The 22774-nt window shown below is 28.9% G+C and carries 25 protein-coding genes and 2 pseudogenes; 3 read left to right on the plus strand and 24 right to left on the minus strand.

Going from position 1 to position 22774, the window contains the following annotated elements; translation table 11 throughout:
- Nucleotides 1-380: 380 nt before the first annotated feature.
- On the minus strand, nt 381-734 hold the full coding sequence (locus KIB46_RS13060; protein ID WP_291672431.1) for a hypothetical protein: 354 nt from the start codon (nt 732-734) through the stop codon (nt 381-383).
- Nucleotides 735-1104: 370 nt separating this feature from the next.
- On the opposite strand from KIB46_RS13060, the gene KIB46_RS13065 reads away from it, so the two are divergent.
- Together KIB46_RS13065 and KIB46_RS13070 are read left to right on the plus strand one after the other, a co-directional pair.
- Nucleotides 1105-1344, plus strand: coding sequence for a hypothetical protein (locus tag KIB46_RS13065; protein WP_291672433.1), 240 nt, complete (start codon nt 1105-1107; stop codon nt 1342-1344).
- A gap of 265 nt (nt 1345-1609) precedes the next feature.
- On the plus strand, nt 1610-2776 hold the full coding sequence (locus KIB46_RS13070) for a dicarboxylate/amino acid:cation symporter (RefSeq protein WP_156558923.1): 1167 nt from the start codon (nt 1610-1612) through the stop codon (nt 2774-2776).
- A 107-nt stretch (nt 2777-2883) separates the two neighbouring features.
- Here KIB46_RS13070 and KIB46_RS13075 read toward each other — a convergent pair.
- The 8 genes and pseudogenes from KIB46_RS13075 to KIB46_RS13110 form a co-directional block, all read right to left on the minus strand.
- Nucleotides 2884-3528, minus strand: a pseudogene (locus KIB46_RS13075) (family 20 glycosylhydrolase).
- Nucleotides 3529-4274: 746 nt separating this feature from the next.
- Nucleotides 4275-4913: an ARMT1-like domain-containing protein gene (locus KIB46_RS13080; RefSeq protein ID WP_291672436.1), complete on the minus strand. Its 639-nt coding sequence runs from the start codon at nt 4911-4913 to the stop codon at nt 4275-4277.
- 119 nt (nt 4914-5032) lie between these two features.
- Entirely contained in the window at nt 5033-5767 is a 735-nt protein-coding gene (locus KIB46_RS13085) for a DUF4261 domain-containing protein (protein WP_291672438.1), read from the minus strand.
- Between the two features lie 324 nt (nt 5768-6091).
- Nucleotides 6092-6871 carry an ABC transporter ATP-binding protein gene (locus KIB46_RS13090; protein ID WP_291672440.1) on the minus strand — a complete coding sequence of 260 codons (780 nt, stop codon included), beginning with the start codon at nt 6869-6871 and terminating at the stop codon, nt 6092-6094.
- Nucleotides 6871-7845 carry an iron ABC transporter permease gene (locus KIB46_RS13095; RefSeq protein WP_291672442.1) on the minus strand — a complete coding sequence of 325 codons (975 nt, stop codon included), beginning with the start codon at nt 7843-7845 and terminating at the stop codon, nt 6871-6873. Before KIB46_RS13095 ends, KIB46_RS13090 begins: the two co-directional genes overlap by 1 nt.
- A gap of 10 nt (nt 7846-7855) precedes the next feature.
- A complete protein-coding gene (isdE, locus tag KIB46_RS13100) occupies nt 7856-8764 on the minus strand; it encodes a heme ABC transporter substrate-binding protein IsdE (protein WP_291672444.1) in 909 nt (302 codons plus the stop codon).
- 2 nt (nt 8765-8766) lie between these two features.
- On the minus strand, nt 8767-9330 hold the full coding sequence (locus tag KIB46_RS13105) for a class D sortase (protein ID WP_156558915.1): 564 nt from the start codon (nt 9328-9330) through the stop codon (nt 8767-8769).
- A gap of 56 nt (nt 9331-9386) precedes the next feature.
- Nucleotides 9387-10883, minus strand: a complete 1497-nt coding sequence (locus tag KIB46_RS13110) for an NEAT domain-containing protein (RefSeq protein ID WP_291672447.1) — start codon at nt 10881-10883, stop codon at nt 9387-9389.
- A gap of 170 nt (nt 10884-11053) precedes the next feature.
- On the opposite strand from KIB46_RS13110, the gene KIB46_RS13115 reads away from it, so the two are divergent.
- Nucleotides 11054-11773: an AraC family transcriptional regulator gene (locus KIB46_RS13115; protein WP_156558913.1), complete on the plus strand. Its 720-nt coding sequence runs from the start codon at nt 11054-11056 to the stop codon at nt 11771-11773.
- Nucleotides 11774-11789: 16 nt separating this feature from the next.
- Here the strand turns inward: KIB46_RS13115 and KIB46_RS13120 are convergent, their stop codons facing one another.
- The 15 genes and pseudogenes from KIB46_RS13120 to KIB46_RS13190 form a co-directional block, all read right to left on the minus strand.
- The gene (locus KIB46_RS13120; protein ID WP_156558912.1) at nt 11790-12557 is read right to left on the minus strand and encodes a 4Fe-4S binding protein; all 768 of its coding nucleotides are present in this window, start codon (nt 12555-12557) and stop codon (nt 11790-11792) included.
- 112 nt (nt 12558-12669) lie between these two features.
- On the minus strand, nt 12670-13917 hold the full coding sequence (locus KIB46_RS13125; protein ID WP_291672452.1) for a DNA polymerase IV: 1248 nt from the start codon (nt 13915-13917) through the stop codon (nt 12670-12672).
- A gap of 10 nt (nt 13918-13927) precedes the next feature.
- Entirely contained in the window at nt 13928-14188 is a 261-nt protein-coding gene (locus KIB46_RS13130; protein ID WP_156558910.1) for a hypothetical protein, read from the minus strand.
- 423 nt (nt 14189-14611) lie between these two features.
- Nucleotides 14612-14851 (minus strand): SHOCT domain-containing protein, encoded by a 240-nt coding sequence (locus tag KIB46_RS13135; RefSeq protein WP_291672454.1) that lies wholly within the window; start codon nt 14849-14851, stop codon nt 14612-14614.
- Between the two features lie 56 nt (nt 14852-14907).
- Nucleotides 14908-16272, minus strand: coding sequence for a HAMP domain-containing sensor histidine kinase (locus KIB46_RS13140; RefSeq protein WP_291672456.1), 1365 nt, complete (start codon nt 16270-16272; stop codon nt 14908-14910).
- A complete protein-coding gene (locus KIB46_RS13145) occupies nt 16256-16954 on the minus strand; it encodes a response regulator transcription factor (protein ID WP_156558907.1) in 699 nt (232 codons plus the stop codon). The genes KIB46_RS13140 and KIB46_RS13145 overlap by 17 nt, the downstream gene beginning before the upstream one ends.
- Nucleotides 16955-17118: 164 nt before the next feature.
- The gene (gene ftsX, locus KIB46_RS13150; protein WP_291672458.1) at nt 17119-18039 is read right to left on the minus strand and encodes a permease-like cell division protein FtsX; all 921 of its coding nucleotides are present in this window, start codon (nt 18037-18039) and stop codon (nt 17119-17121) included.
- Nucleotides 18040-18053: 14 nt separating this feature from the next.
- Nucleotides 18054-19193 (minus strand): M23 family metallopeptidase, encoded by a 1140-nt coding sequence (locus tag KIB46_RS13155; protein ID WP_291672460.1) that lies wholly within the window; start codon nt 19191-19193, stop codon nt 18054-18056.
- A 294-nt stretch (nt 19194-19487) separates the two neighbouring features.
- Nucleotides 19488-19775: a DUF4176 domain-containing protein gene (locus tag KIB46_RS13160; protein ID WP_156558904.1), complete on the minus strand. Its 288-nt coding sequence runs from the start codon at nt 19773-19775 to the stop codon at nt 19488-19490.
- Between the two features lie 19 nt (nt 19776-19794).
- A complete protein-coding gene (locus tag KIB46_RS13165) occupies nt 19795-20502 on the minus strand; it encodes a hypothetical protein (RefSeq protein WP_156558903.1) in 708 nt (235 codons plus the stop codon).
- Nucleotides 20493-20840: a hypothetical protein gene (locus tag KIB46_RS13170; RefSeq protein ID WP_291672463.1), complete on the minus strand. Its 348-nt coding sequence runs from the start codon at nt 20838-20840 to the stop codon at nt 20493-20495. The genes KIB46_RS13165 and KIB46_RS13170 overlap by 10 nt, the downstream gene beginning before the upstream one ends.
- A complete protein-coding gene (locus tag KIB46_RS13175; RefSeq protein ID WP_156558901.1) occupies nt 20783-21109 on the minus strand; it encodes a hypothetical protein in 327 nt (108 codons plus the stop codon). Before KIB46_RS13175 ends, KIB46_RS13170 begins: the two co-directional genes overlap by 58 nt.
- Nucleotides 21110-21233: 124 nt before the next feature.
- On the minus strand, nt 21234-21509 hold the full coding sequence (locus KIB46_RS13180; RefSeq protein ID WP_156558900.1) for a hypothetical protein: 276 nt from the start codon (nt 21507-21509) through the stop codon (nt 21234-21236).
- A gap of 390 nt (nt 21510-21899) precedes the next feature.
- Entirely contained in the window at nt 21900-22355 is a 456-nt protein-coding gene (locus KIB46_RS13185) for a DUF4274 domain-containing protein (protein ID WP_156558899.1), read from the minus strand.
- Nucleotides 22356-22374: 19 nt separating this feature from the next.
- Nucleotides 22375-22774: pseudogene (locus KIB46_RS13190) on the minus strand (hypothetical protein); the annotation flags it as partial.

The following is a 22774-nucleotide window of genomic DNA, read 5'->3' on the forward strand; positions in this document are numbered from 1 at the left end:
ACCTCTACTATATGATTAACTAATTTACCATATAACGAAGATGAAAGCTAGATATAATCTAGCTTTCACTTCTTAAAAATTTTATAAATTCCTAGACAGGAACAAAAAAAATACTAGGAAGTAAATTCCTAGCATTTTCACTAAAACTCTTTTACAATTCTTTTGCCTTAGCTTTTCCTTCTTCTACTTTTTCTTCTACATTAACACCAATTATATCTTAATATTTATCTCTAATTAGTTTATTTTAATTATATTCTAAGATTAAGTATAACTTTCTCAACATATTAAAAAAGTCCATTCTAAATGAATAAAGCGTACTTTAATTTATTACTTATGACCCGGATTAATTTTAACCTTATTTGTTAATAAGTATATCTAAACTAGTAAGGATAATATGGATAATATGGATAAGGGGGCACTATAAATGGATACCTTAATAGTGCTAAAGCAGCTATTGTGTTAATAGGAAATGGTCTTCTTCTAAATCTTCTATATCTATTTCTCATTGGTCCAAAGGGTTGTCTTGGTTGTCTTGTCATTTCATTATCCCTATCATCAGTCATTACATCCTCACCAACCAACACAAAAACCACATTTCCATCTATACCTTCTATAATTCCATCAAAGCTACTACCGTCTTTCATTTTGATAATTGTGTGGTAAGATATACATCTCTGGCACTGTTCATAAATAGACATATCATTTCTTTCATAATCAAATATTTCTAATGACACTTTATATCAACTCCTTTCTCCTATATGGTATTCATTTAATTCAATTCTAGTGACTTTATACATTTCTTAATAAAATCATTTTCAATAAGGGAAATAACCAAATTTTGTTACACTAAATCTTATAAGATTGAAACATCTCAAGTATAAAATGTCTTAGATTGTCTATTGTTTTAACCTCAACTAGTTTTTTAGGAATTCCCAGTTTTATAATATATCCATCTTTATTTTCCATAATGTTAATTTATCACTACCCTTATTATCATTGTATTATTTATGGTGAATTTCTAAAAAACCCAATTCCTATTAAAATTGATAGTTCTGATTTAAACATGTAGATTTTCAATATACAAAACCTAATGAAAGAATTAAAATGAAAATTCCTATAAAATTTAGTGGACAGGAAAACTTAGAATCAAAAAGATTGGTATTAGAAACACATATTACATCTATTGAACTACAAGGGGATGTTGAAAAAATTTCTGAGTCAATTAATATTGATGTTTCTAATATGAATTTTGATAATAGAATATTACTTAAAGACATATCTATTCCAAAAGATATCTCTGTTTTAAGTGACCCTAAAGCCTTAGTGGCTATTATTACAAATTAATGCTAAAAAATCACTGTACTTTTATACAGTGCTTTTTTAACATTAAATTTGTTCCTAAATATGTTAATCAACCTGCTATTATACTAGCTATTAGGAGACTTTGATCTTATGAACTTCATTGTTTATATTTATTTTTTATTTATATATAAATTTCCTGTTAAAATTTAAATTTTGGGTTGACTTTTTTCTTTATCCATAGTATAGTGTACTCAATTGCAAAACATGTGTTTTTTAAATAAAGACACAATTAAAGGGGCTTAAACATATGAAAAAATTTTCACTAATCGGCAAAATTATAATAGCTTTAATACTAGGGGTTAGCGTGGGACTTATTTGTAAATCCCTTTCTATAGTATTCCCTATGAGAATATTAACTACCTTTAGTGGTTTATTTGGAAACTTCTTATCCTTTATTATTCCACTAATAATTATAGGGTTTATAGTTCCTGGAGTTGCTTCTTTAGGGAACAAGTCTGGTAAAACTTTATTATTAACTATCCTACTAGCTTATACATCTACTTTAATTGCTGGATTTTTAGCATTTATTATTGGATTTAATCTACTACCGAAGTTCATAAATGGGGGATTTTTACTTGAACAAGGTACTGTAGATTTAACTCCTTATTTCACTATCGACATTCCACCAATGCTAAATATAATGTCAGCTTTAGTATTTGCATTTATACTAGGAGTTGGACTATCTCGCATAAAAAATAGTAATTTATTAAAAATATTTGAAGAATTTAGTTCTATAGTAGAAATGGTAATAAAGAATATATTAATACCTCTTGTTCCCTTTTATATATTTTCAATATTTGCAAAACTAAGCTTTAGTGGAGAGATATTTAGTACATTAAAAGCTTTTGGTATTGTTTATATAATATTGTTTACCTTACAAGTTGGGTATATTTTAATTCAATATTTAGTTGCTGGTAGCTTTAAAAAGCAAAATCCTTTAAAGCTTATTAAAAATATGATACCTGCATACTTTACAGCAGTTGGTACTCAATCTTCTGCTGCTACAATTCCTGTCACATTAGAATCTACAAAGAATAATAATGTAAGTGAAGAGATAGCAGATTTTGTTATACCTCTATGTGCAACAATCCATTTAGCAGGTGATACTATAGCATTAGTTTTAACATCTATGGGGGTAATGTATATGAATGGACAAACTCCTACCTTTAGTAGTTTTTTTCCTTTCATATTAATGTTAGGTATTACAATGGTAGCTGCACCTGGAGTACCTGGCGGTGGTGTAATGGCTGCACTTGGTATTTTAGAAATGATGTTAGGTTTTGGTTCTGTAGAAAAGTCTATAATGATTGCATTACATGCAGCTCAAGATAGCTTTGGTACTGCCACTAATATCAGCGGAGACGGCGCTTTAGCAATAATAATAGATAAAATAGTGGGCAAAATAAAAAGCTAGTATAATAATGTACTAGCTCTTTTTCTATATATTTATTTCCATTTATTTCCTGAGAAATATTTTATTATTTCCTATCTCAAGACCATATGCTACTATCTCTATAGTAGTTAATTCCTAGATTCTTCAGTCTTTTTCCTTGCTGCTTCATTTGAATCCTTCCAATTTTGTAGTATTACCCTTGAGTTTATCTCTGGTGATGTATCAATGGGATCCCATCCTATTGGAGTTTTTCCTAAAGCATCAACCATTTTAGCTACTCTTCCAACAAAATAATCATAATCCTCCTTCTTAGTGCTAAGAGCTTCATCTCCTCCTATATGAATATATTTTGAAGGAGAAATAGCTGCTACTTCCTTAAACACATTATCTAAAAACTTATATGTCTCTTCACTATGTGTCATAAAAGAGCTAAAACCAATCTCTGTTCCTGTGTACAAAGGCTTCCTTTTACCATCTAGATTTAAAAATCCATAGGAAGCTGGGGCTGCATTACTATGACCAGGCATATCAAATTAAGGAATTATCTCTACATATCTATCTCTTGCATATTTTACTCTCTCTTTAAATTGCTCTTGAGTATAATATCCTCCTTTTCCCCATCCAACTTCTGTGCTACCACCTATTTTAGTTAAATCAGGATACTATTTAATTTCATCTACTGAAAAGAAATTCCTAGCTACATCAATCATTAATCCTCTATAACTATATTCTGGTTTATCCTTTATATTAGAAGCTGGAACACTCCATTCCACATTATTAACCAATTTGTTTTTCTCTATATCTGGAGGTAATAACTGCCTTAAGCTTTGAACACCTCTAGAAATACCCTCTGCCTTATAAGCTATAATCTATATTTTCTCTTTTGTAGTTATTAAATTGTATCCTTCATTTCCTCCTAAAGTAGTTAAGTAAATACTTCCTGAGGGATGATTCTCTCCTTCAACTATTTTTAATTCATATCCTGTTGGACTTATTAACTTTTCTCTTAGAAACTCTGCTACTATTCGTATTTCCTCTGTTTCTTCTTTATTCTTTCCTTATATATAGAGAGAAAATTCCTTACTTAAAATAAACTTTCCATTATTCTTTACATAACTTAAAAGTTTTGGAATAATGTCATTACTCACCTCTTCTAAAAAAGTTGATTGCACATTTTCTCTCTTTTGAAGGTTTATAAATATTGAGGTAGATAAAATTACTAAAGATAATAATATTATTGAGATACAATTTAAACTCTTATGATATAGGTTATTCATTAGTTCACCGTCCTTAATTACAAAAATCTATACTATTTTTACTAAGGCACACATTTTATACATAAAAAGGAATGTATCTTTGATACATTCCCGCAGATTTTAAATATTACTTTGCACTTTGTTCTTTTAAGTATTTATCTATCTCTTCTTTACTTAATTTCTTTACTTCTCCTACTAAAGTATTATTAGATAAATTAGATTCATATATTGACTTATTTCCAGCACAGCTTTTATCCTTATTCTTATCTAAATAAACTTTTAAACGAAATATTTAATGGTTTTGCTACCATGTTACACTTTGCCATAAACATAAAATATAAATTTTCTCTATTACAATTTATTAGGCTCTCATAATTTCCTTGTCCTTTACAAATCACCATATGGACATCATTAAATATTTTATTAAATTCAGAACTTGTCTTTTTTAACTCAGTACCTAATGAACCATCACCATTAGATAAAACCTGAGAAACCTCGTTCATTTTAACTTCCTTAGCATCCTCCACAGTTACATCATTTACTATAGGTTCTCCTCTAACACCATAATATATTTCTAGGTTTGGATAATTCTCCTTTAAAACTGTTATAAACAATTTATCTAATACAATCTCTCCACAATTATCTCCTAAATATAATATCGATTCAGCTAATTCCACATCCTTAAACATTTCTTCACTATGGTTAATTGCTAACTCTTTCTTTGTAATTTCTATTAATTTTTTCAAATAAGGGAGTGAATTTAGTAACTTTTTATTAAAATAAGTCTTAACATCCTTATATGAATTTTCATTCTTTATATCTTCACTAATTATCTTCCATATATCCCCCATCACCTCTGGATTTGTTTTATCCATATCTACCTTATCTAAAAAAGAAATCACCTTATTTCTCAGTTCTTCTCTCCTATAACTATCTAATTTAAGAATTTTACATATCTTATCAACCTGCTTTATATCACATTTTTACACTCTTCATACATTGATAATCCCCTTTTGCTATCCTACTTATATTTTATCTTTATACTATTTCCTTCTACAGCAACTCCTTTTGACTTAGTTATAGGCAGTTTTTCCTTTTCTGAAAATCCTATTGTTTCTCCATCATTAAGTACTGCATTATACTCAAGAACATAGGATACTATATCATAAATAAATCCATATAACTCTGAAGGTGTAGTTTTTGAGTTAATAACTTCAATCTCATCTTTATCAAAATAGTCCATTCCACATGTATAGGCTGAAAATCCTTTTTCACTTGGATAAATACCTATATATATCCAATTTAATACAGGAAGAACTTTTTCTTTTAAATCCTCAGCACATCTTATATAAAAATCAGAAGGTAAAACTGTTGGGTATTGATATATACCTATTGCATTTTTTAACTTCAATAGAGAAGAAACCACCATAGTAAATACGATGCTATTTCCTATTGGATTTTCTCCTTTTGTAACTGACACAACTATATGAGCCTTATGCTTAGCAGTTTCCTCTTTCCCCTCTTTCCAAAGATAATTATTCATTGCATTTTCTTCTGCTTCTTTATTTGGAACAGGTGAATTAATTAATGCACATACAACCTTAATATCACTTACTTCAAATATTAAAATTTCACTTTGATCTTCTTCCTTAATCATAATTTCCCAATCTCTATATAAGTTTCTCTTAACCTCTTTTATATTAAAGCCTTCATCTGATAAAAGTACAAAACCAGTTCTTATCTTTTTATCTTTCATCTCATCCCCTTTTCCTTTCCATTTATTACAATTAAATTCTATCATACTTTTTATATAATTAAACAGTAAAAAACTGCTGATATACTCAACAGTTTTTTATAGTATTACTAATCCTATTTTATTGAATTTTAATTTCATAAGTTTTTGGTTATGTATTACCATGTTTAAAAGCGATTTTAAATAAAATGTGTACATATTTATATAAACATATATTTATAACAATATTTAAATATTTATTTTCACCTATATATTTTATAGAAATTGAATTTAAAAATTAACATCCCTAAAAGAAAATTTATAAATAGAATTGCAGCCTTATCCTTCTTATCCTACGCAAGTTTTCTCTGCTACATAGTAAGGCTCTCCATTAACTTCTTCCATAGTTCCACTTACTCCATAGACTTTCCTAATTAAATTCTCATTAATAATATCATTAGCTCTTCCTTCCTTAACTAATACTCCATCCTTCATAACGACTACATTATCACTATACTTAATAGCTTGGTTAATATCATGTAAAACCATAACTATTGTTGTTCCATGCTCTCTATTTAATCTTTGAACCAACTCTAAAATTTCTATTTGATGATATATATCTAAATAAGTTGTTGGTTCATCAAGGAAAAGAATCTTAGGTTTTTGAACTAATGCCATTGCAATGAAAGCCCTTTGTCTTTCCCCTCCAGACATGCTCATTACAAGCTTTTCTTTCATTCCTTCAAGTCCAGTTTCTTTTAATGCCCAATTAATTATTTCTTCATCCTCCCTATTAATATGTTCAAATCTATTTTTAAAAGGTAGTCTACCATAGCTTACTAAATCTCTTACAGTAATATCATTAGGCACAGAATTTTGCTGATGAACAGTTGCTACAATTTTAGCAATATCCTTATACTTAAGCTTTGTTATATCCTTCCCCTCAATAAAAATGCTCCCTGATTTAGCCTTATTCAACCCACATAACAAAGAAAGCAAGGTAGATTTTCCACTTCCATTTGGCCCAAGTATTGTTGTTATTTTTCCCTTCTCAAATTCAACTGATAAATCTTTTATAAACTCTTCATTCTTATTATAAGAAAACTTTATTCCTTCAACTTTAAGCATTATTTTATGTCACTCCTTCTTAGGATATATAGGAAGAAAGGAGCTCCTATTATAGCCATTATAATTCCAACTGGAACCTCATAAGGTTTCATAATTACTCTTCCTAAAGTGTCTGCAAGTAGTAATAGATTTGCTCCAACAAGTCCACTAAAAGGTATCAAATATTTGTGGTCAGAACCTATTATCATTCTACAGATATGTGGAACCACAAGACCAACGAAGGATATTACACCTCCAATTGAGGTTGATATACTTGATAAAAATACAGCAACACCTGTAATTATAATCATTTGTACGTCACCATTTATTCCAAGACTTTTTGCATTCTTATTCCCAAGCATAAGAATGTTACAGTTTCTTCTTAAAAGTAAAGCTATTACAACTCCTATAATTGAATAAATAAATATTATGCTTACATCACTCCACTTAACAGCAGCTAAGCTTCCTTGAAGCCATCTTTGAATATTTGATGCACCCATTCCAAGACTTGTTGTCATCATAGATGTGAATCCACCAAATAGTGCATTAATAGCTGCACCTACAAGTACTATTCTAATTGGAGAAAGCTCCTTCTTGTATGCAAATATATAAACTATTCCACAAGAAATCACACCTCCTAAGAAGCCTAAAATAGGTCTCATCATCCCAATGCTAGGAATAAATATCATAACAGCTACTGTTACCAGAGATGCGCCTGAAGAAATCCCTGTTACATATGGATCTGCTAATGGATTTCTTATTACAGCTTGTAAAAGAACCCCTGCGATTGAAAGGTTAGCACCAATAAGTACAGCAATAAATACTCTTGGCATTCTTAAATCTCTAACTATTTCATAATTATTGCTTATATCAATTCCCAAAATACCTTCAAATAACTCTTTTACAGTAATATCTATACTACCTTGTGCAAGAGAAGCAAATAGTAGTATTGAAAGAATTATTAAGGATATTATTATATATAACTTCTTTTTCATAATGTCCTCTTTATTCAAATATTATTTTGCTAAGTTCTTCTAAAGCTTCAATAACATTTAAGTTTGCACTCATACCAAATTTGGAACTATCAAGATAAACTACCTTACCTTCCTTAACTGCTCCAATATTTTTCCAAGCTGTATCTGTCTTAATCATTTCTGCAAACTCTTTTTGTGTTTGCTCTGGAAGTGCATGAGTCATAACTAAAACCATATCTGGATTCATTTGTGATAAAGTTTCCTTATTATAAGTAACAAAAGGTCCTGTTGTATCTGAAATAATATTTTTAGCTCCAACCATTTCTACTAAGTTTCCAACATAACTTTCTCCAGTAGCTAACATACTTACTCCCCCTGGTGCTGCAAATGCTACCATTACATTCTTTTCACCCTTTTCACTTGCAACTTCCTTAAGAAATTTTTCCTTTTCATCTAATTCAGCTAATATTGTTTCACCATTTTCAATTTTATTAAACTTCTCAGCTAATGTTTTAATTGTTTCTCTAAGACCATCTACGCTATCTAAATTAACAAAAAGACTTGGTATATTATTTGATTTAAATAACTCTTCATAATCATCTCCTAAAGTATCTGTAGATATTACTACATCTGGGCTTAAAGACTTTATTATTTCCATATCAGGGCTTATAGGATTACCTACTTTAGTAGCATCTTTGGTAGATTCAGGTAAATTATATGATGATGTAGGTACGCCTGATACCTTTACTCCAAGCTTATCTAATATCTGTACAACAGCTACTGAAGTTCCTACTACTACTTCTGTTTGCTCTTCTACCACTGAAGTTTCTTTATTCTCTTTTGATGCTCCTGTATTTCCATCAGTTTTTGATCCACAAGATACTAAAGATAATCCTAATACTCCTACTGCTGTTAATAATCCTAACTTCTTTAATTTCATTTCTATTCCTCCACTAAATTACCTTTTATGATTAATCTATCTTTTCCTCCATTAGTACATGTTACTATGGTAATTTCTTTTTTTCCCACAAAGCTATTTAAAACTGTTGTATCCTCTGGCTCTACAACAAAGCTTTCACTGACTTTATATATAAATTCACCATTTAGCGCAGTTACTATCATTTCATCTCCAACATTAATCCTGTACATATTGTTAAAAACATTGTTATAAATAGTACTACTATGACCAGCAATGGCAAAGTTTCCTTCCTCTCCTGGCATTGAAGTTCCCTGAAAATGGCCTATATTATGCTTTATTTCTTCATCACCAGTTCCTTCAACTATAATTCCTTCAATATTTAAAGATGGAACAATAATTTTTCCTATTTCATCCCCTACTTTTATATCCTCATAAACATTTTCTTTATTTTCTACTTCTTCTAATTTATTAACTAAACTCTCTTCTGATTTTTTAACTTCATTTATGTTTATATATTTACTTCCTAGTGCTACTAAGATAAATAAAATACCTAAAACTATAAGAATATTAGAAATATACTTCTTCATAATTCTTACTCCTTTATTAAAAGGGGAAAGGGAGATAAATCCCCTCCCTTAAAAAACTATTTTTTCTTTCTCTTTAATAATCCTGCTGCCCCTAACATTGCTGTACCCATACCTAATAAAACATCACTACTTAAAGCTCCACCTGTTTGAGGTAGCTTTTCTACAGTAAATTCTTTTACAAATGCCTTAGTATCCTTCAATAAAGTTACATCAAAGTCTACATTTCTTCCCATTGGTGCAACATATGTGTTTACCTTTATAGTTACATCTAATGATGGAATTTGGAATCTATATTTTGTGGTCTTATTATCTATTTTAGTTGCCTTTGCAGATACTTCTTTACCATTTATAGTAAACTTATGATTACTCATATAGTCCATACCTGTAAAAGTTAGTGTTAAGTAATATTTTCCTTCTATCTCTTCTAATGAAGATGATTCATTTAAATATTGTCTAGCCATAGCTTGTCCAGTTGGGTTAGAGTGAGTTACCTTATTTTTGATTGTATAAAGCTTACCCTCTATAATTACAACTTCATCCTCTACCTTAGTTTCTGTAGTTGTACCTCCTGTAGTATTTCCAGTATTACTCTCAGTGGCTCCTCCTGTTGTACTACCTGTAGAACCTCCAGTTGATGGACCTGTTACAGCATCATTTCCTTCATCCTTTGATGAATCACTATCACTTTTTTCTAATGTATCTTGTAAAAGTATCGTTTCAAAATCTGTATATCTATTCATCATTGTTACAAATACACTTACATCTATCTTGCTATCTAATGAGTTGATTTCAAAAGATACTTTGGCATTTTCTCTATCAATAACTGGATCAACTTCACTTCCATCTACCTTAATATTAATATCACCTATAAAACCAAAGGAACTTTCATTAAAGTTTAAAGTTAAATTATACTTTCCATCCTTTACTGTTACATCACTTACATCTTTTAAAGTTTTTCTTGCTGATGCATTTCCTGTCTCTGCATTCCCTGTTCCTGTATACTTAACATCATTTTTTATTGTATAATTTCCGTTTTCAACCTTTTCAGCTGTTTCATATTCTTTTATTAACTTTAAGCTATCTAAGTTATTGCTTAAGTTAAAACTTACCTGTCTTCCCATTACAACAATAAACATCTCCATTAAAACCTTTGAATCTAATGAAGGTATTTCATAAGTTATTGACATATTTCCACTATCAACTTTTCCATTTAAATCATTTCCATTTATACTAACCTTAAAGTTATTCATCATTGGGAAAAGATCTTCGCTAAAATATGTTGTTACTGATATAACTCCGTCTTTTACTATAACTTTACTCTTCTCTTTTACAGCATTTCTGGCCATTGATTGACCTGTATTATTGGATTCATCTACATAATTTGTAACATTATTTACCTCATACTCACCATTTTTTAAGCTTTGAGATGCAAGTTCTACAAAACTCCCTTCTTGCGATACCACTGAAGCTTGTACAAGATTTCCTCCAACGCTTATTGTTGCTGCTACTATTAAAGCGGCAGCTAAAAACTTTTTAACTTTATTTCTTACCATTATTTCTCCTCCTATATCTCTGTGTATTGACAAAACTTATTTTTTAATCAATAATAAATGAGAATCAATTTCAACTACATTTATATTAACATAGATATAACTAAGAACTTTTCACTATATTTTCTATTTTTTTTAATATATTAAGTTTTATAGATCAGGAGAAATGTTATATGTTTTTATTTGAAGATATAGCTAAAGACTTTTATTACTGTACTTCTATTCCAATACTTGTACTTAATAAAAACTTTGAGTTTATATTTAACTACAAACACACAAAAGAAACTTTAAGTATTTTTACAAAGGAAGAAATTATTCATAAATTAAAAGAACTTAAAGAAAGTAAACCAATTAATATAAAAGTGGAAAAGAACCTAATCTTTTCTGTAGTTACTCTATTTACTAGATGTCAAATACCACTTATTTTTATATTTGGTCCTGTTACAACTAATAAGGATTTAAATAGAGATGGCATTATTTATATAAAGAATGAATGTTGCATAAATTATCTTAGAGATTTACTAATATTAATATCTAAGGATAAATTTATGAGTATGCACTGTGAATACGCATATTCACCATTTGTTCTAAACGCAATAAAGTATATTCATAATAACTACGATGAAGAAATAGACATGGAAAACTTATGCTCTAAGTTTAATATAAATAAAAGTTATTTTTGTAATGTCTTTAAGAAAGAAACTGGACTTACCTTTACCAACTTTTTAAATACATTTAGAGTTGAAAAATCTAAAGAGATGCTTAAACACACCCAATATTCACTTTTAGATATTGCTCTTGCTACTGGATTTAAAAATCAAAGTTACTATAGTACAACATTCAAAAAAATTACAGGAATATCTCCAATTGATTATAGAAAAAAAGAGGCATAAATGCCTCTTTTATCTATTAAATAATAAAAAGCTCATTACCCTTTCTAGCACTGCATACCTTCTCTAACTTCTGTATCAATAAAGATAACTTTTCTTTATCTAACATTCGTGCATTCTTAGGGCAAATAGATATACAACGCATACATGAAATACACTTTGACTCATCTAAAAATAGTGGATTACCTTTACATATGGCATTAGTAGGACATTTTTTAATGCATAGGCCACATTTATTACATTCATTACTAACCACCGGGATAAATGGAACAACCTTAAATTCTTTATATGGGTTATTACCTGGAACCTGTACAACTTTTTCTGCACATTTTTTCTTAAGGACTGCTTTAATCTTTTTTACAAATCCCTTTAAATCTTTTTCATCTTCAATATCTGGTCTGCCTTTGCCAAACTCATGCATAATTGAGTGTTCTGCATTAGCCGCAATAGCTGCAATACAATGAAAATTACATTGCTCTAATGTATCTTCAAGCTCTAATAAAGTATCTTCATATGCACGATTCCCATAAACAGCTATCATTATAGTGTCTGCACTCCCACCAGACATTTGTTTAATTCTAGATAAGGCTACCTGAGGAGCACGTCCACCAAAAGAAGGAACTCCAACAATACAAATATCATCTCTTTCAAAACTATACTTAGAAAAATCATTTTCTGCTAAAGATAAATCAATTTCTCTCTTATCACAATTCCATTCTTCACTAATAATATCTAAAACCTTTTTTGTTCCTCCAGTAGGACTAAAATAAATAAGATTAAGTTTCATATTTTATACTCTCCCCCAACTTATTAGTTACTTATTAAAAATTTAACTACTAACCTTAAATACCACAATCTTCATTATATGACTCTTATTTCTCTACTTCAATATCCATTCGTTATATTCTACTACTCATCATCAAATAGTCCTCTTCCCCATTACCTCCACTTAAAGGACTTATTCCAGAATTAATAAAAGTTGATCTAACAACTGATTTACTTCCAAACCTGCTTCTTAAAGAATCTAAAGTTTTATCTAGTGCCCTTTGTTTATCAATCCTTTCACCATCAAAAAGTGAAGTTTGAAAAAATTCATTATAACATAAATCAGTAACCCTTACCCCTATCTGCCTAATAGGCTCCTTACTCCAAGCTTCATCAAAAGCCTTAACTATTTCTCTATAAATATCTATTGTACAATCTGTATAATTCTCCATCTTCCTTTGATGACTATATTTTTCAAAGGCATTACTTTTAATAGAAATTACAACCACTCTACATAAACTATTACACTTTCTAAGCCTTAAACTCATCATTTCTACAAGAGAAAGAATAATCCTTAGAGCCTCTTCTCTCTTTGTAACATCCCATGGAATGGTAGTTGAATTACCTAAACCTTTCATATTTATATAGCTTGTGCTTCTTATCTCTGAAGAATCTATTCCATTTGCATAATTATGAAGAACTATCCCAAAGCTTTTAAATGTACTCTTTAAAATTTCTAAATTATAAGTTGCAAGCTCACCTATAGTTTCTACATTTAACTTCTCAAGTTTTTTCTTTGTTGCCCTACCAACCATAAAAAGTTCCTCTACTGGTAAATGCCACATCTTCTTTTCTATTTCATTTTCAAAAAGTGTATGAATAGAATTCTTAGGGTTAAAATCACTTGCCATCTTTGCAAGTAGCTTATTAGTACTTATACCTATGTTTACATTAAACCCAAGTTCATCCCTTATTCTACTTTGAATTTCTACTGCTTTTTCCATATAATTTTCTTTATAATGAGACACATCAATAAACACCTCATCTACAGAAAACCTTTGTATCTTAGGGGAATATTCACATAAAAGTTTATACATTGCATTAGAACTTTGCATATATAGACCATAATCTGGAGGATATATTAAGAGCTTAGGACACTTTCTTAAAGCTTCATAAGTAGATTCTCCTGTCTTAATTTTAAATTTCTTAGCAGGTATTGATTTTGCTAATACGATTCCATGCCTCTCTTCTGTTTTCCCTCCTATTATTGAAGGAACTTCTCTAATATCTATTTTACTTTTCCCAAGTTGAAGAAGGTTTACTGCTGTCCATGAAAGATAAGCTGAATTAACATCAATATGAAATATTATTCTACTACTCATATTAATTCACCTAAAACTTAAATAGAATCCACTTTTTAGTTAATAGTTCATATTTAATTTCAAAAATTCTCTCTATTCCATTAACTGAAGCTATACATACAAACTTCTCCATTACATTTCCTGCAAGCTTTTCTATTTCCCTATTTACTACTCTATTTATCTTAATTACCCTTTCTTCTTCATCCTCATTTATTCTAAACCTTAAAGGCTTTACCCCCCCATCTTTTTCAAAACACGCTATAACATCAATTGATTTTGACACTACTTTCATAATCTTCACTCCATCGCAAACATTTGTTCGTATTCATTATAGCAGAACACTTGTTCTTTTGTAAAGATATTCTTAAATAAAAAACTCCGATTTCTCGGAGGTTTTTCTAGCCAATAACTGACTCCATATATTCAATTATTATCTTTGCACTTTAATCATTAAACTTTATAATATATTACATCTAATTATTTTTATTATCCATCTTACAAAGAAAAATATTAGTGTTCCAGTAATAATTAGTGGTAAAAGTTGTATAATATACTCCATATTGTTCCCATAAAAATTAATTCTACAACCTTATTATACATTATTTCCCTTGAAAAAATGTATATTTATTTTACTTCTTAATCCACAATGCTCCAAGTCACAGCAAAACAAATATCCACTTCTCTAATTCTGAGATAAGGAAATTATAAAATTATATTACTTTATATTTAAATTACTTCTTCTTTCCTCATATTCTTCAAAACTTATTTCTCCACTAGCATATTTTTCATTTAAAACATTAATAGCTTTATTATTACTGTTTCCTCCACTAAATAGTTTAAATAATAGATATATAATTAATCCAAAGACAGCAACTCTAAAACCTAAATATAAAAGACTAACTATTAATGAGTCACCTCCCATTGTTCCTACATTAGAAATACCGCATCCAAACATAAATTTTCCCACCTTTCTTAAATCTAATAGGATTATAAAAAAGTCTTATGAAGAAATTATGAATTTAAAGGTAATTCAATTACAAATTTACTTCCCTTTCCTAACTCACTCTTAACATAAACTGTACCATTATGGGCTTCAACTATTGCTAAAGTTATTGAAAGTCCTATACCTGCGCCGCCTGTAACCCTTGCTCTTGACTCATCTGTTCTATAAAACCTTTCAAAAACATAAGGAATATCATCTTTTGCTATGCCTATGCCAGTATCTTCTACCTCAATAGATAAGTAATCTTCTTTTAAAAATGTTTTTATATTAATTGATCCACCATTTTCAGTATATCTTAAAGCATTAGATATTAGATTTATAATTGCTCCACTAATTTTATCCTTATCAACTTCTATTTCGCATTTACTTAGATTAAGCTGCCCCTCTATATTTTTATTGTGAAGTTCTTTTTCAAAATTTATAAATATATTCTCTATAAGCTCAGACATCTCCACTTTTTCCTTGTGTAATATTCCATTTTCTTCCTCAATCTTTGATAAACTATTTAATGAATTTGCTAACCTATCAAGCCTTTGAATCTCTTCATAAATACCATTAAGTCTTTCCTCTGTTGGCTCCCATATTCCATCCTTAATAGCTTCAAGTTGCCCTAAAATTATGGTAATAGGCGTCCTTAATTCATGAGCTATATCCTTAGTTAATCTCTTTCTCATAGCATCTTGAGAGTCCAGTCTTTTTGCCATAATATTTATTGACTCTATCATATCTTGAATTTCTACTATACTACTGCTATTATCTACCCTTTCCTTATATTTTCCTTTTCCTAATAGCTTAACTGTATCTATAATCTTATAAATAGGCTTATTAATAGATTTAGAAAGTATTAAACTTATAATTAAGGATAAAATAGTTGCCATAATAGTTATGATAATTAAAACTTTATTTAAAGTATCATAATAAGTTGTATCAACATCCCTATAGTAAGTTCCATAATGGCTTATATGTACACTCCCAATCTTTTCTCCATTCTTAGTAATATTTAAACTACTCTTTATAATTCCATTATTTAATTTATTACTAAAGGCATTTTTCATCATAGATTCACATCGTCCCCTATGCTCCTCATCAGTACTCCAAATTAAATTGTTTTTATTATCATGAATACTTATAATAAGTCCATCATCTAAGACTTTTAAAGCTACCTCCTCTATAAAGCTATTATTCCAAGTACCATTAGAATAGGCATAGCTTAAGCTTCTTGCTATCTCATCCATTCTTTCAATATTGCAACTTTCTATATAAGAATTAAAACTTTTTTCTATAAAATATCTAAAAGTAAAGCTAATTGAAAATATAATGGCAAAGGAAATAATCATAAAAGATAGAAACATTCTTTTATTTAGTGTTCTCATTTTCCCCTCCAAATCTATATCCAACGCCATAAACTGTAACTATAAACTTTGGCTCTCTACTATTTTCTTCTATCTTAGCCCTTAGGTTCTTTATGTGAGTATCTATTACCCTATCAAAAGCTCCTGATTCATCATTAAGTTTGCTTATTAATACATTCCTAGTAAAAGTTATTTTAGGATTTGTAGCTAAAGTTTGTAATATTTTATATTCTGATTGAGTTAATATAACAAGATTATCATTTTTAAAGACCTCTCCTGTCTTTAAATTAATTTTTAACTCTCCACCATTAAAGGTTAGCTCACTCATATTATCTATTCCTAAAGTTCTTTTTAATACCGAATTAACTCTTGCAACTAACTCCTTAGGCCTAAAAGGCTTTACTACATAATCATCACATCCCAAAGAAAAGCCATTTAATATATCCTCTTCAGCTGATTTTGCTGTAAGCATTATTACAGGAGTATTAGAATCCTTCTTTATTCTCTTGCATACCTCTTCCCCCGAAATATCAGGTAGCATTAAATCTAGAATAACAATATCAGGAGATAAGGTTTTAAACTGTTCTAATGCTTCCACTCCATCTACTGCTCTTATTGTATTAAATCCATCCTTCTTTAGATATGCTTCTATAACATCTAAAATTTTTTCTTCATCCTCAACAATTAGTACATCTAAATACATGTCTTCCTCCTAAATGTTCTTCTTAATATTATTTGTAAACTTATCAAGAACTTATGTATTTTTTATGGAAAATCTTCATATTGGCTCCATAAGCTTTCTATAGAATACCACAAAAAGTCTATAAGAATGTAGCTAAATAAACTACTACTCCTATAGACTTTATTCTATACTATTAAGTACTTCTTTAATGATATTAGGCTTCCTACAACCCCTATAGTTATTCCCATGAAGAAAAGTAATGGTAATAAAATAATCATTATATTTCCTAAAGGTGTAATATAAAAACCTGGTATAAAACTAACTAGTGTTTCAGACATATTAGTATTAACCAATGAATGAACTATGGATACCATTAAAGCACTAATTCCTGCTCCCAAAGCTCCTATTAATGCCCCCTCTATTATGAAAGGTAATCTAATATAGTTATCAGTTGCTCCAATATACTTCATAATTCCAATTTCTCTTTTTCTAACAAAAACTGAAACCTTTATTACATTAGATATTAATATAGTTGATGAAATAACTAATATTAGAATTAGTACTATACCAAAAATCCTTACATATTTACTCATTGTTTTAAGAAAATCTGTGATTAAATTTCCATCAGAAACCTTATAAACATTTTCTAACTCTAATACTTTATTCATTACCTCTTCATTAATATTTATATTTTCTGTTTCTATTTCTAAGGTGTCAGGAATTGGATTATTTCCTTTGTCTATTGCTTCCTCAACTATTCTCATCATATCATCGTCTTCTTCACTTACAATATCTCTCTTATAAGCTTCTAACCCTTCATCTGAAGGAACATATATAACGCTTTCTACACCACTTATATCTTCAATACCTTCTTTTATATTTAATACTTCTGATTCTTCAACATCCTCCTCTAAGAAAGCTACAACTCTTACTTCCTCTTGAAGTTTTATAATATTGTCATTAGTAATATCTATTATTGAATAAAATATTCCAAGTAAGGTAAATGATATTACTGAAGTTAAGATAGCTGCAAAAGCCAATAACTTATTACTTTTTATACTTCTTAAACCATCTTTAGATAGTGCTTTTATTGTCCAAGACTTCATCATTTCCACTCCCACTATAAGTAATTCATTGGATCTACAAAAGTTCCATTTTTCTTAACTTCAAAATGTAGGTGATTTCCTGTAGAATATCCTGTTGTTCCAACAGTTGAAATCTTCTGCCCCTTTGAAACCTTATCTCCAACCTTAACTAGTCTTTCTGTATTATGGGCATAGAAAGAAACAATTCCGCCACCATGATCAATTGCAACCATATTACCATAAGAGTTATCATATCTAGATATTATTACTGTTCCAGAATTTGCAGCCACTACAGGAGTTCCAGCTGGTGCAGGAATATCAATTCCAGTATGTAGCTTCTTTTCTCCTGAAATAGGATGTATTCTATATCCAAACTTTGATGAAATAGTAGTATATCCTATTACTGGCCAAGCCATCTTACTTCCATTGTAACTTCCTCCACCTGAAGAAGAAACTATCTCATTATTTATTTCTTGTCCTCTAGACTCTAATTCTGATATTTCTTTTTCTGTAAGTTTAATCTGAGAAGATAACTCTCCCTGAAGCTTAATCAATTTTTTAACCTTAGCTTTATTTTCTTTATTTAATTTATCTAGTCTACCCTTTTCCTCTTCTACTATTATCTTATTTTTATTAATCTCATCCATTTGTTTAGTTAAAGTTTCTTTTTTGCTTTCTAACTCAACTTGAAGCTCTTTAATCTCTCTTATAGTTTCATCATTATTCTTTATTAAATTTGAAACTACCTCTAACCTTCTAAGGAAATTTCCAAAGTCCTTAGCCTCTAAAAGTATAGATAAATATCCTCCAACCTTTTGTTCATATTGAATTTTAATAATACTTCTTATTATCTCATAATTTTCCTCAAGAACCTTCTCTACCTCTAATATCTCTTCTTCTATATTCTTATTTTCTTTATTAAGGGTATTAATTTCTTCATTAAGCTTGTCCAATTTAGTCTTAACTAAATCTAGTTCCTCTTGAAGCTTTGCACTTTCCTTTTCTATAGTTTTTCTTTCATCATTAGTAGCTTCTAGCTTATTTTCTATATCCTCTTTCTTATCATTCTTTTCCTGAAGTGTATCAGCATGTACTCTAATAGGACCTTCAATATAATTGATTGTAATATTACAAATTAATAATATAGTCAAATATTTAATCATCTTCTTTTTCATTACTTAATCCTCCGCCTTGAATTAGCTTTAGATTATACACTAGACTTTTGAAGCAATTATGAAGATAAAAAAGATGAGGTAAATATTTAATTTGCTTGTTCCGTTGCAAGCTCCAAGTCACAGAAAAGTATATCTTTGCACAGTGAAAATATAGCTCACCTCAATCTAACAAAAAGCATCACTTTTTAAACTTCCCCCTGTCTACTTAAAAGGTTACAGTTCACCTCTGTGATGCTTATACCTGGATATAAATAACTATAATTTAATCCTTATATATAATATATTAGAAACTTATCAATACTTTGTATTGTTTTTTTTGACATCCTCTCTTTGTTTAGTTATAGTAGCTGAGTATACCAACTCATCCTCATCTTGGAATCCTACAAACATTAATCTTTTTACATCTTCATGATTAAACATTACTAGTTCCTCTCCATTTAAGCCAAGTGGAGCCCTTACACCACAATAATCAAATACATTACTATCAATATCTTTTCTTACTAATCTACCTACTATTAATATTTTTTCACTTTTTTCTGTATCAATGATAACTACTGAACCTAATGGTAATAACTTCACCATTATCTTCCTTTCCTTTACACTAGTATTTTAAATTCTTTATATAATCATATTTACTATATTTAAACATACCATAAACATAAAATCTTGTTAAAATCATAATTAATCCATATGCCAACATTAATAATAATGTATATGGCTTAGTTATATTTGCTATTAATACTAAAGTGTATATTAATCCTCCTGATATCGCTCCTGGATATATATATTTCTTTTTTTCTACTTTAAATTCTTTCATAAACTTCTTTGGTGCATCAAGTAATGTTAATATAGTTATTAATCCAATGCATACTAATACAAATCCCATACTTTTTAAATAATCTATTTGTGTAAAATCTTTAAATAAAAAATATTGATAAAAATATGAACTTAAAAAACATATACAAATAGTCTCTAGCAAAATAAAGTTAAGCATTAGTTCCATAGTTTTTTCATCTGAAAAATCACTACTCTTTGCCTTAAAATATAATATTAAAATAGTTATGCTACTTAAAATTAAAGGAACTATATATATTAATTTTACTACTAATGAAACTTCATCTCCAATTACTAATGCACCTATTCCCAGAAATATTCCTATAATAACAAAAATAAAAGTTCCTGTTTTTTCTCTTAGAAATGGAGCATTTACATGAAATTTAATTTGTTTTTTATACTCATCTACTATTTTTCTAACTTCACTTCTTTTATTTTCTTTAATTAGTTTATCAATTTCTTGTTCTACCACCATAATGAATCCCACCAATCTCCTAAATCATTTAATTTATCTTCTACCCATTCGCCAACGGGCTCTACTATATTATCATATGCTGCTGTCAAAATTGGATCTACCACCATGCTATATACTATATTAACAGTAGCACCTATAACAAACCCTCCAACTGTTCCAACTACTCCACCAACTACTGTTCCTACAGGGCCACCAACTGCCCCACAAATATATTGTCCTGTCGCTTGTCCCGCTGCTCCTGCTACTAAAATTCCACCTACATCTATTCCAACTGCTGCTACTATATCATCAATTTCTTCTCCATTTTTTGTAAATTGCTCATACTGCTCCAAAGACATAACACCTCTAAAAATGTTGTAAGAGAATTTCTTTCACTAATTAAGCTTTCTCCTACTGCCTTAACTTCTTCTAAATATTGTTTAAGTTGAAGTAGTTTTGTAATTCCTTCTAAATAATCTAATTTCCAAGTTTCAAATTCAGTTTTAAATGAATCATAACTTTTCCCACTCCACATATCACTAGTTTCTATTATCTTGACTTCATTCATTAATTCTAAAAATAACTCTGTTAAATTTTCTATTTCTTTATTAAATGAATCTTTTAACATTTCTATTGTATCCAAATTAATATAAAGATTATCATTATTTTCGATTTATATAATTAATTTCATTACAAATCTCTTGATTAGTCATACACTTTCCCCCATTATTTTTCTAGGCATTGAATTATCTCTAATTCTTTTTTTCCATATCTTTGCTTGTAACATTCATTATTTTTGCTATTTTTCTTACACCGTCGACAGCAACATCCTTAACTTCTTTAAATACCTCATCTTTTTTATCTTTAAAACCAGCCCTATATTTTCCTTTCATATCTTGATCTGCTACATCACAAACTTTTTCTAATCTATCTAAAGCTTCTTTCGTTTTTTCGCTTATATCTATTAATTTTGTATAAGAAACTTGAATATCTTCGTAATTGAATTTTATTGTGTCTCCACCTGCCATAAAACTACTCCATTCTAAATTATATTATCAATTATAATTTTATCACTTACTTTTTTATACACCAATTGAATTTTATAGAAAAAGAGTTGCTACTTCATTCATTAGAAACATTAACTCTTTTATCAGATTTAAAAGCGAGAATCAAAATTTTATATTTTGCTCTTCAAACTTTCACTTTAGTATAATATATATTTATCATCTATTTTATAAATATTTCTATGCATGAAAAAAAGATTAATGCTCCATTTGCTGAAACATTAACCTTTTAACTTCTTTCACTGCATTATTAGATTTATGCAGTCTTAATTATTCTTACAGTTGTTTATTTAACTATATTCTAGTGTTAATTATTTTTATGCAGTCACACAATTCTTTATTATGCAGTCACTATTAAATATTATATATCTCTACTACATAGCCATCAGTTTCTTCTATAAATACCTTAGTTATATTAGGATTATTCTTCTTCAATTTAAAAATTTGAACCTTTGTTAATGGTGGAATAAACTTAATGTGATTTACTTTAAATTCATTATTTATAATTTGCTCCTCTATTTCTGAAATAAAGTTAGCCCAATCTTTTAAATTAGGATTCTTTAGTTCTTCCTTATTCTCTAAAACTCTATATCCATCAGCGTCATAAAAAATCATTAAAGCAGTCCCTAAATCACAATTCTTATTATTTATTATATTATATGGAATCTCAAAACCATTATCCCAGTTATAATTTCCTGCTATTATATGCAATAACTCAGTATCTGTTATACTTTTAATCTCATCTATAGTATCTTTTTTATTTTCACTATAGAGCAATTTATATACATATTCCTTTTTAGACTTATCCATTTGAAATCCTGCTTAATTATTACTTTCTAATTCTACTTAAACTTCTTTCCCACAAGTCTACCGTTGCTCCTTGACTTGGATACAATGGTAACCCACTTTCTTGTAGCTTTCTTAAATCACTCTGTAAGTCAAATACTTGTTTTTGAAGTATTGGATTATCTGCCATTTCTGCAGAAATTATATGTTGTGATTGATGTCCAGGCCATTTAGTTGACCTTTTTAATCCCATCGATTCCATTATATTTTTACCTAGCTTAGTAGAATCACCACCTATAACTACTCCAATATTTCCTGGGATAAGTCTATCAGCTTTACTTACCCCCTTTATAGCATTATTTATCGCATTTTCATTATGATAATCAAGAATTCTATTATTATATCTATCTAATCCTAGTTCATATTCCCAATTCTTTTGTGCT

Source organism: Clostridium sp. (genome assembly GCF_018372875.1).
In the GTDB taxonomy this organism is placed as follows: Bacteria; Bacillota; Clostridia; order Clostridiales; family Clostridiaceae; genus Clostridium.

Coding starts and splice junctions, on each gene's coding strand:
- KIB46_RS13065 (WP_291672433.1), top strand. CDS start 1,105: ATGAAAATTCCTATAAAATTTAGTGGACAGGAAAACTTAGAATCAAAA.
- KIB46_RS13070 (WP_156558923.1), top strand. CDS start 1,610: ATGAAAAAATTTTCACTAATCGGCAAAATTATAATAGCTTTAATACTA.
- KIB46_RS13085 (WP_291672438.1), bottom strand. CDS start 5,767: ATGAAAGATAAAAAGATAAGAACTGGTTTTGTACTTTTATCAGATGAA.
- KIB46_RS13090 (WP_291672440.1), bottom strand. CDS start 6,871: ATGCTTAAAGTTGAAGGAATAAAGTTTTCTTATAATAAGAATGAAGAG.
- KIB46_RS13095 (WP_291672442.1), bottom strand. CDS start 7,845: ATGAAAAAGAAGTTATATATAATAATATCCTTAATAATTCTTTCAATA.
- isdE (WP_291672444.1), bottom strand. CDS start 8,764: ATGAAATTAAAGAAGTTAGGATTATTAACAGCAGTAGGAGTATTAGGA.
- KIB46_RS13105 (WP_156558915.1), bottom strand. CDS start 9,330: ATGAAGAAGTATATTTCTAATATTCTTATAGTTTTAGGTATTTTATTT.
- KIB46_RS13110 (WP_291672447.1), bottom strand. CDS start 10,883: ATGGTAAGAAATAAAGTTAAAAAGTTTTTAGCTGCCGCTTTAATAGTA.
- KIB46_RS13115 (WP_156558913.1), top strand. CDS start 11,054: ATGTTTTTATTTGAAGATATAGCTAAAGACTTTTATTACTGTACTTCT.
- KIB46_RS13120 (WP_156558912.1), bottom strand. CDS start 12,557: ATGAAACTTAATCTTATTTATTTTAGTCCTACTGGAGGAACAAAAAAG.
- KIB46_RS13125 (WP_291672452.1), bottom strand. CDS start 13,917: ATGAGTAGTAGAATAATATTTCATATTGATGTTAATTCAGCTTATCTT.
- KIB46_RS13130 (WP_156558910.1), bottom strand. CDS start 14,188: ATGAAAGTAGTGTCAAAATCAATTGATGTTATAGCGTGTTTTGAAAAA.
- KIB46_RS13135 (WP_291672454.1), bottom strand. CDS start 14,851: ATGTTTGGATGCGGTATTTCTAATGTAGGAACAATGGGAGGTGACTCA.
- KIB46_RS13140 (WP_291672456.1), bottom strand. CDS start 16,272: ATGAGAACACTAAATAAAAGAATGTTTCTATCTTTTATGATTATTTCC.
- KIB46_RS13145 (WP_156558907.1), bottom strand. CDS start 16,954: ATGTATTTAGATGTACTAATTGTTGAGGATGAAGAAAAAATTTTAGAT.
- ftsX (WP_291672458.1), bottom strand. CDS start 18,039: ATGAAGTCTTGGACAATAAAAGCACTATCTAAAGATGGTTTAAGAAGT.
- KIB46_RS13155 (WP_291672460.1), bottom strand. CDS start 19,193: ATGAAAAAGAAGATGATTAAATATTTGACTATATTATTAATTTGTAAT.
- KIB46_RS13160 (WP_156558904.1), bottom strand. CDS start 19,775: ATGGTGAAGTTATTACCATTAGGTTCAGTAGTTATCATTGATACAGAA.
- KIB46_RS13165 (WP_156558903.1), bottom strand. CDS start 20,502: ATGGTGGTAGAACAAGAAATTGATAAACTAATTAAAGAAAATAAAAGA.
- KIB46_RS13170 (WP_291672463.1), bottom strand. CDS start 20,840: ATGTCTTTGGAGCAGTATGAGCAATTTACAAAAAATGGAGAAGAAATT.
- KIB46_RS13175 (WP_156558901.1), bottom strand. CDS start 21,109: ATGTTAAAAGATTCATTTAATAAAGAAATAGAAAATTTAACAGAGTTA.
- KIB46_RS13180 (WP_156558900.1), bottom strand. CDS start 21,509: ATGGCAGGTGGAGACACAATAAAATTCAATTACGAAGATATTCAAGTT.
- KIB46_RS13185 (WP_156558899.1), bottom strand. CDS start 22,355: ATGGATAAGTCTAAAAAGGAATATGTATATAAATTGCTCTATAGTGAA.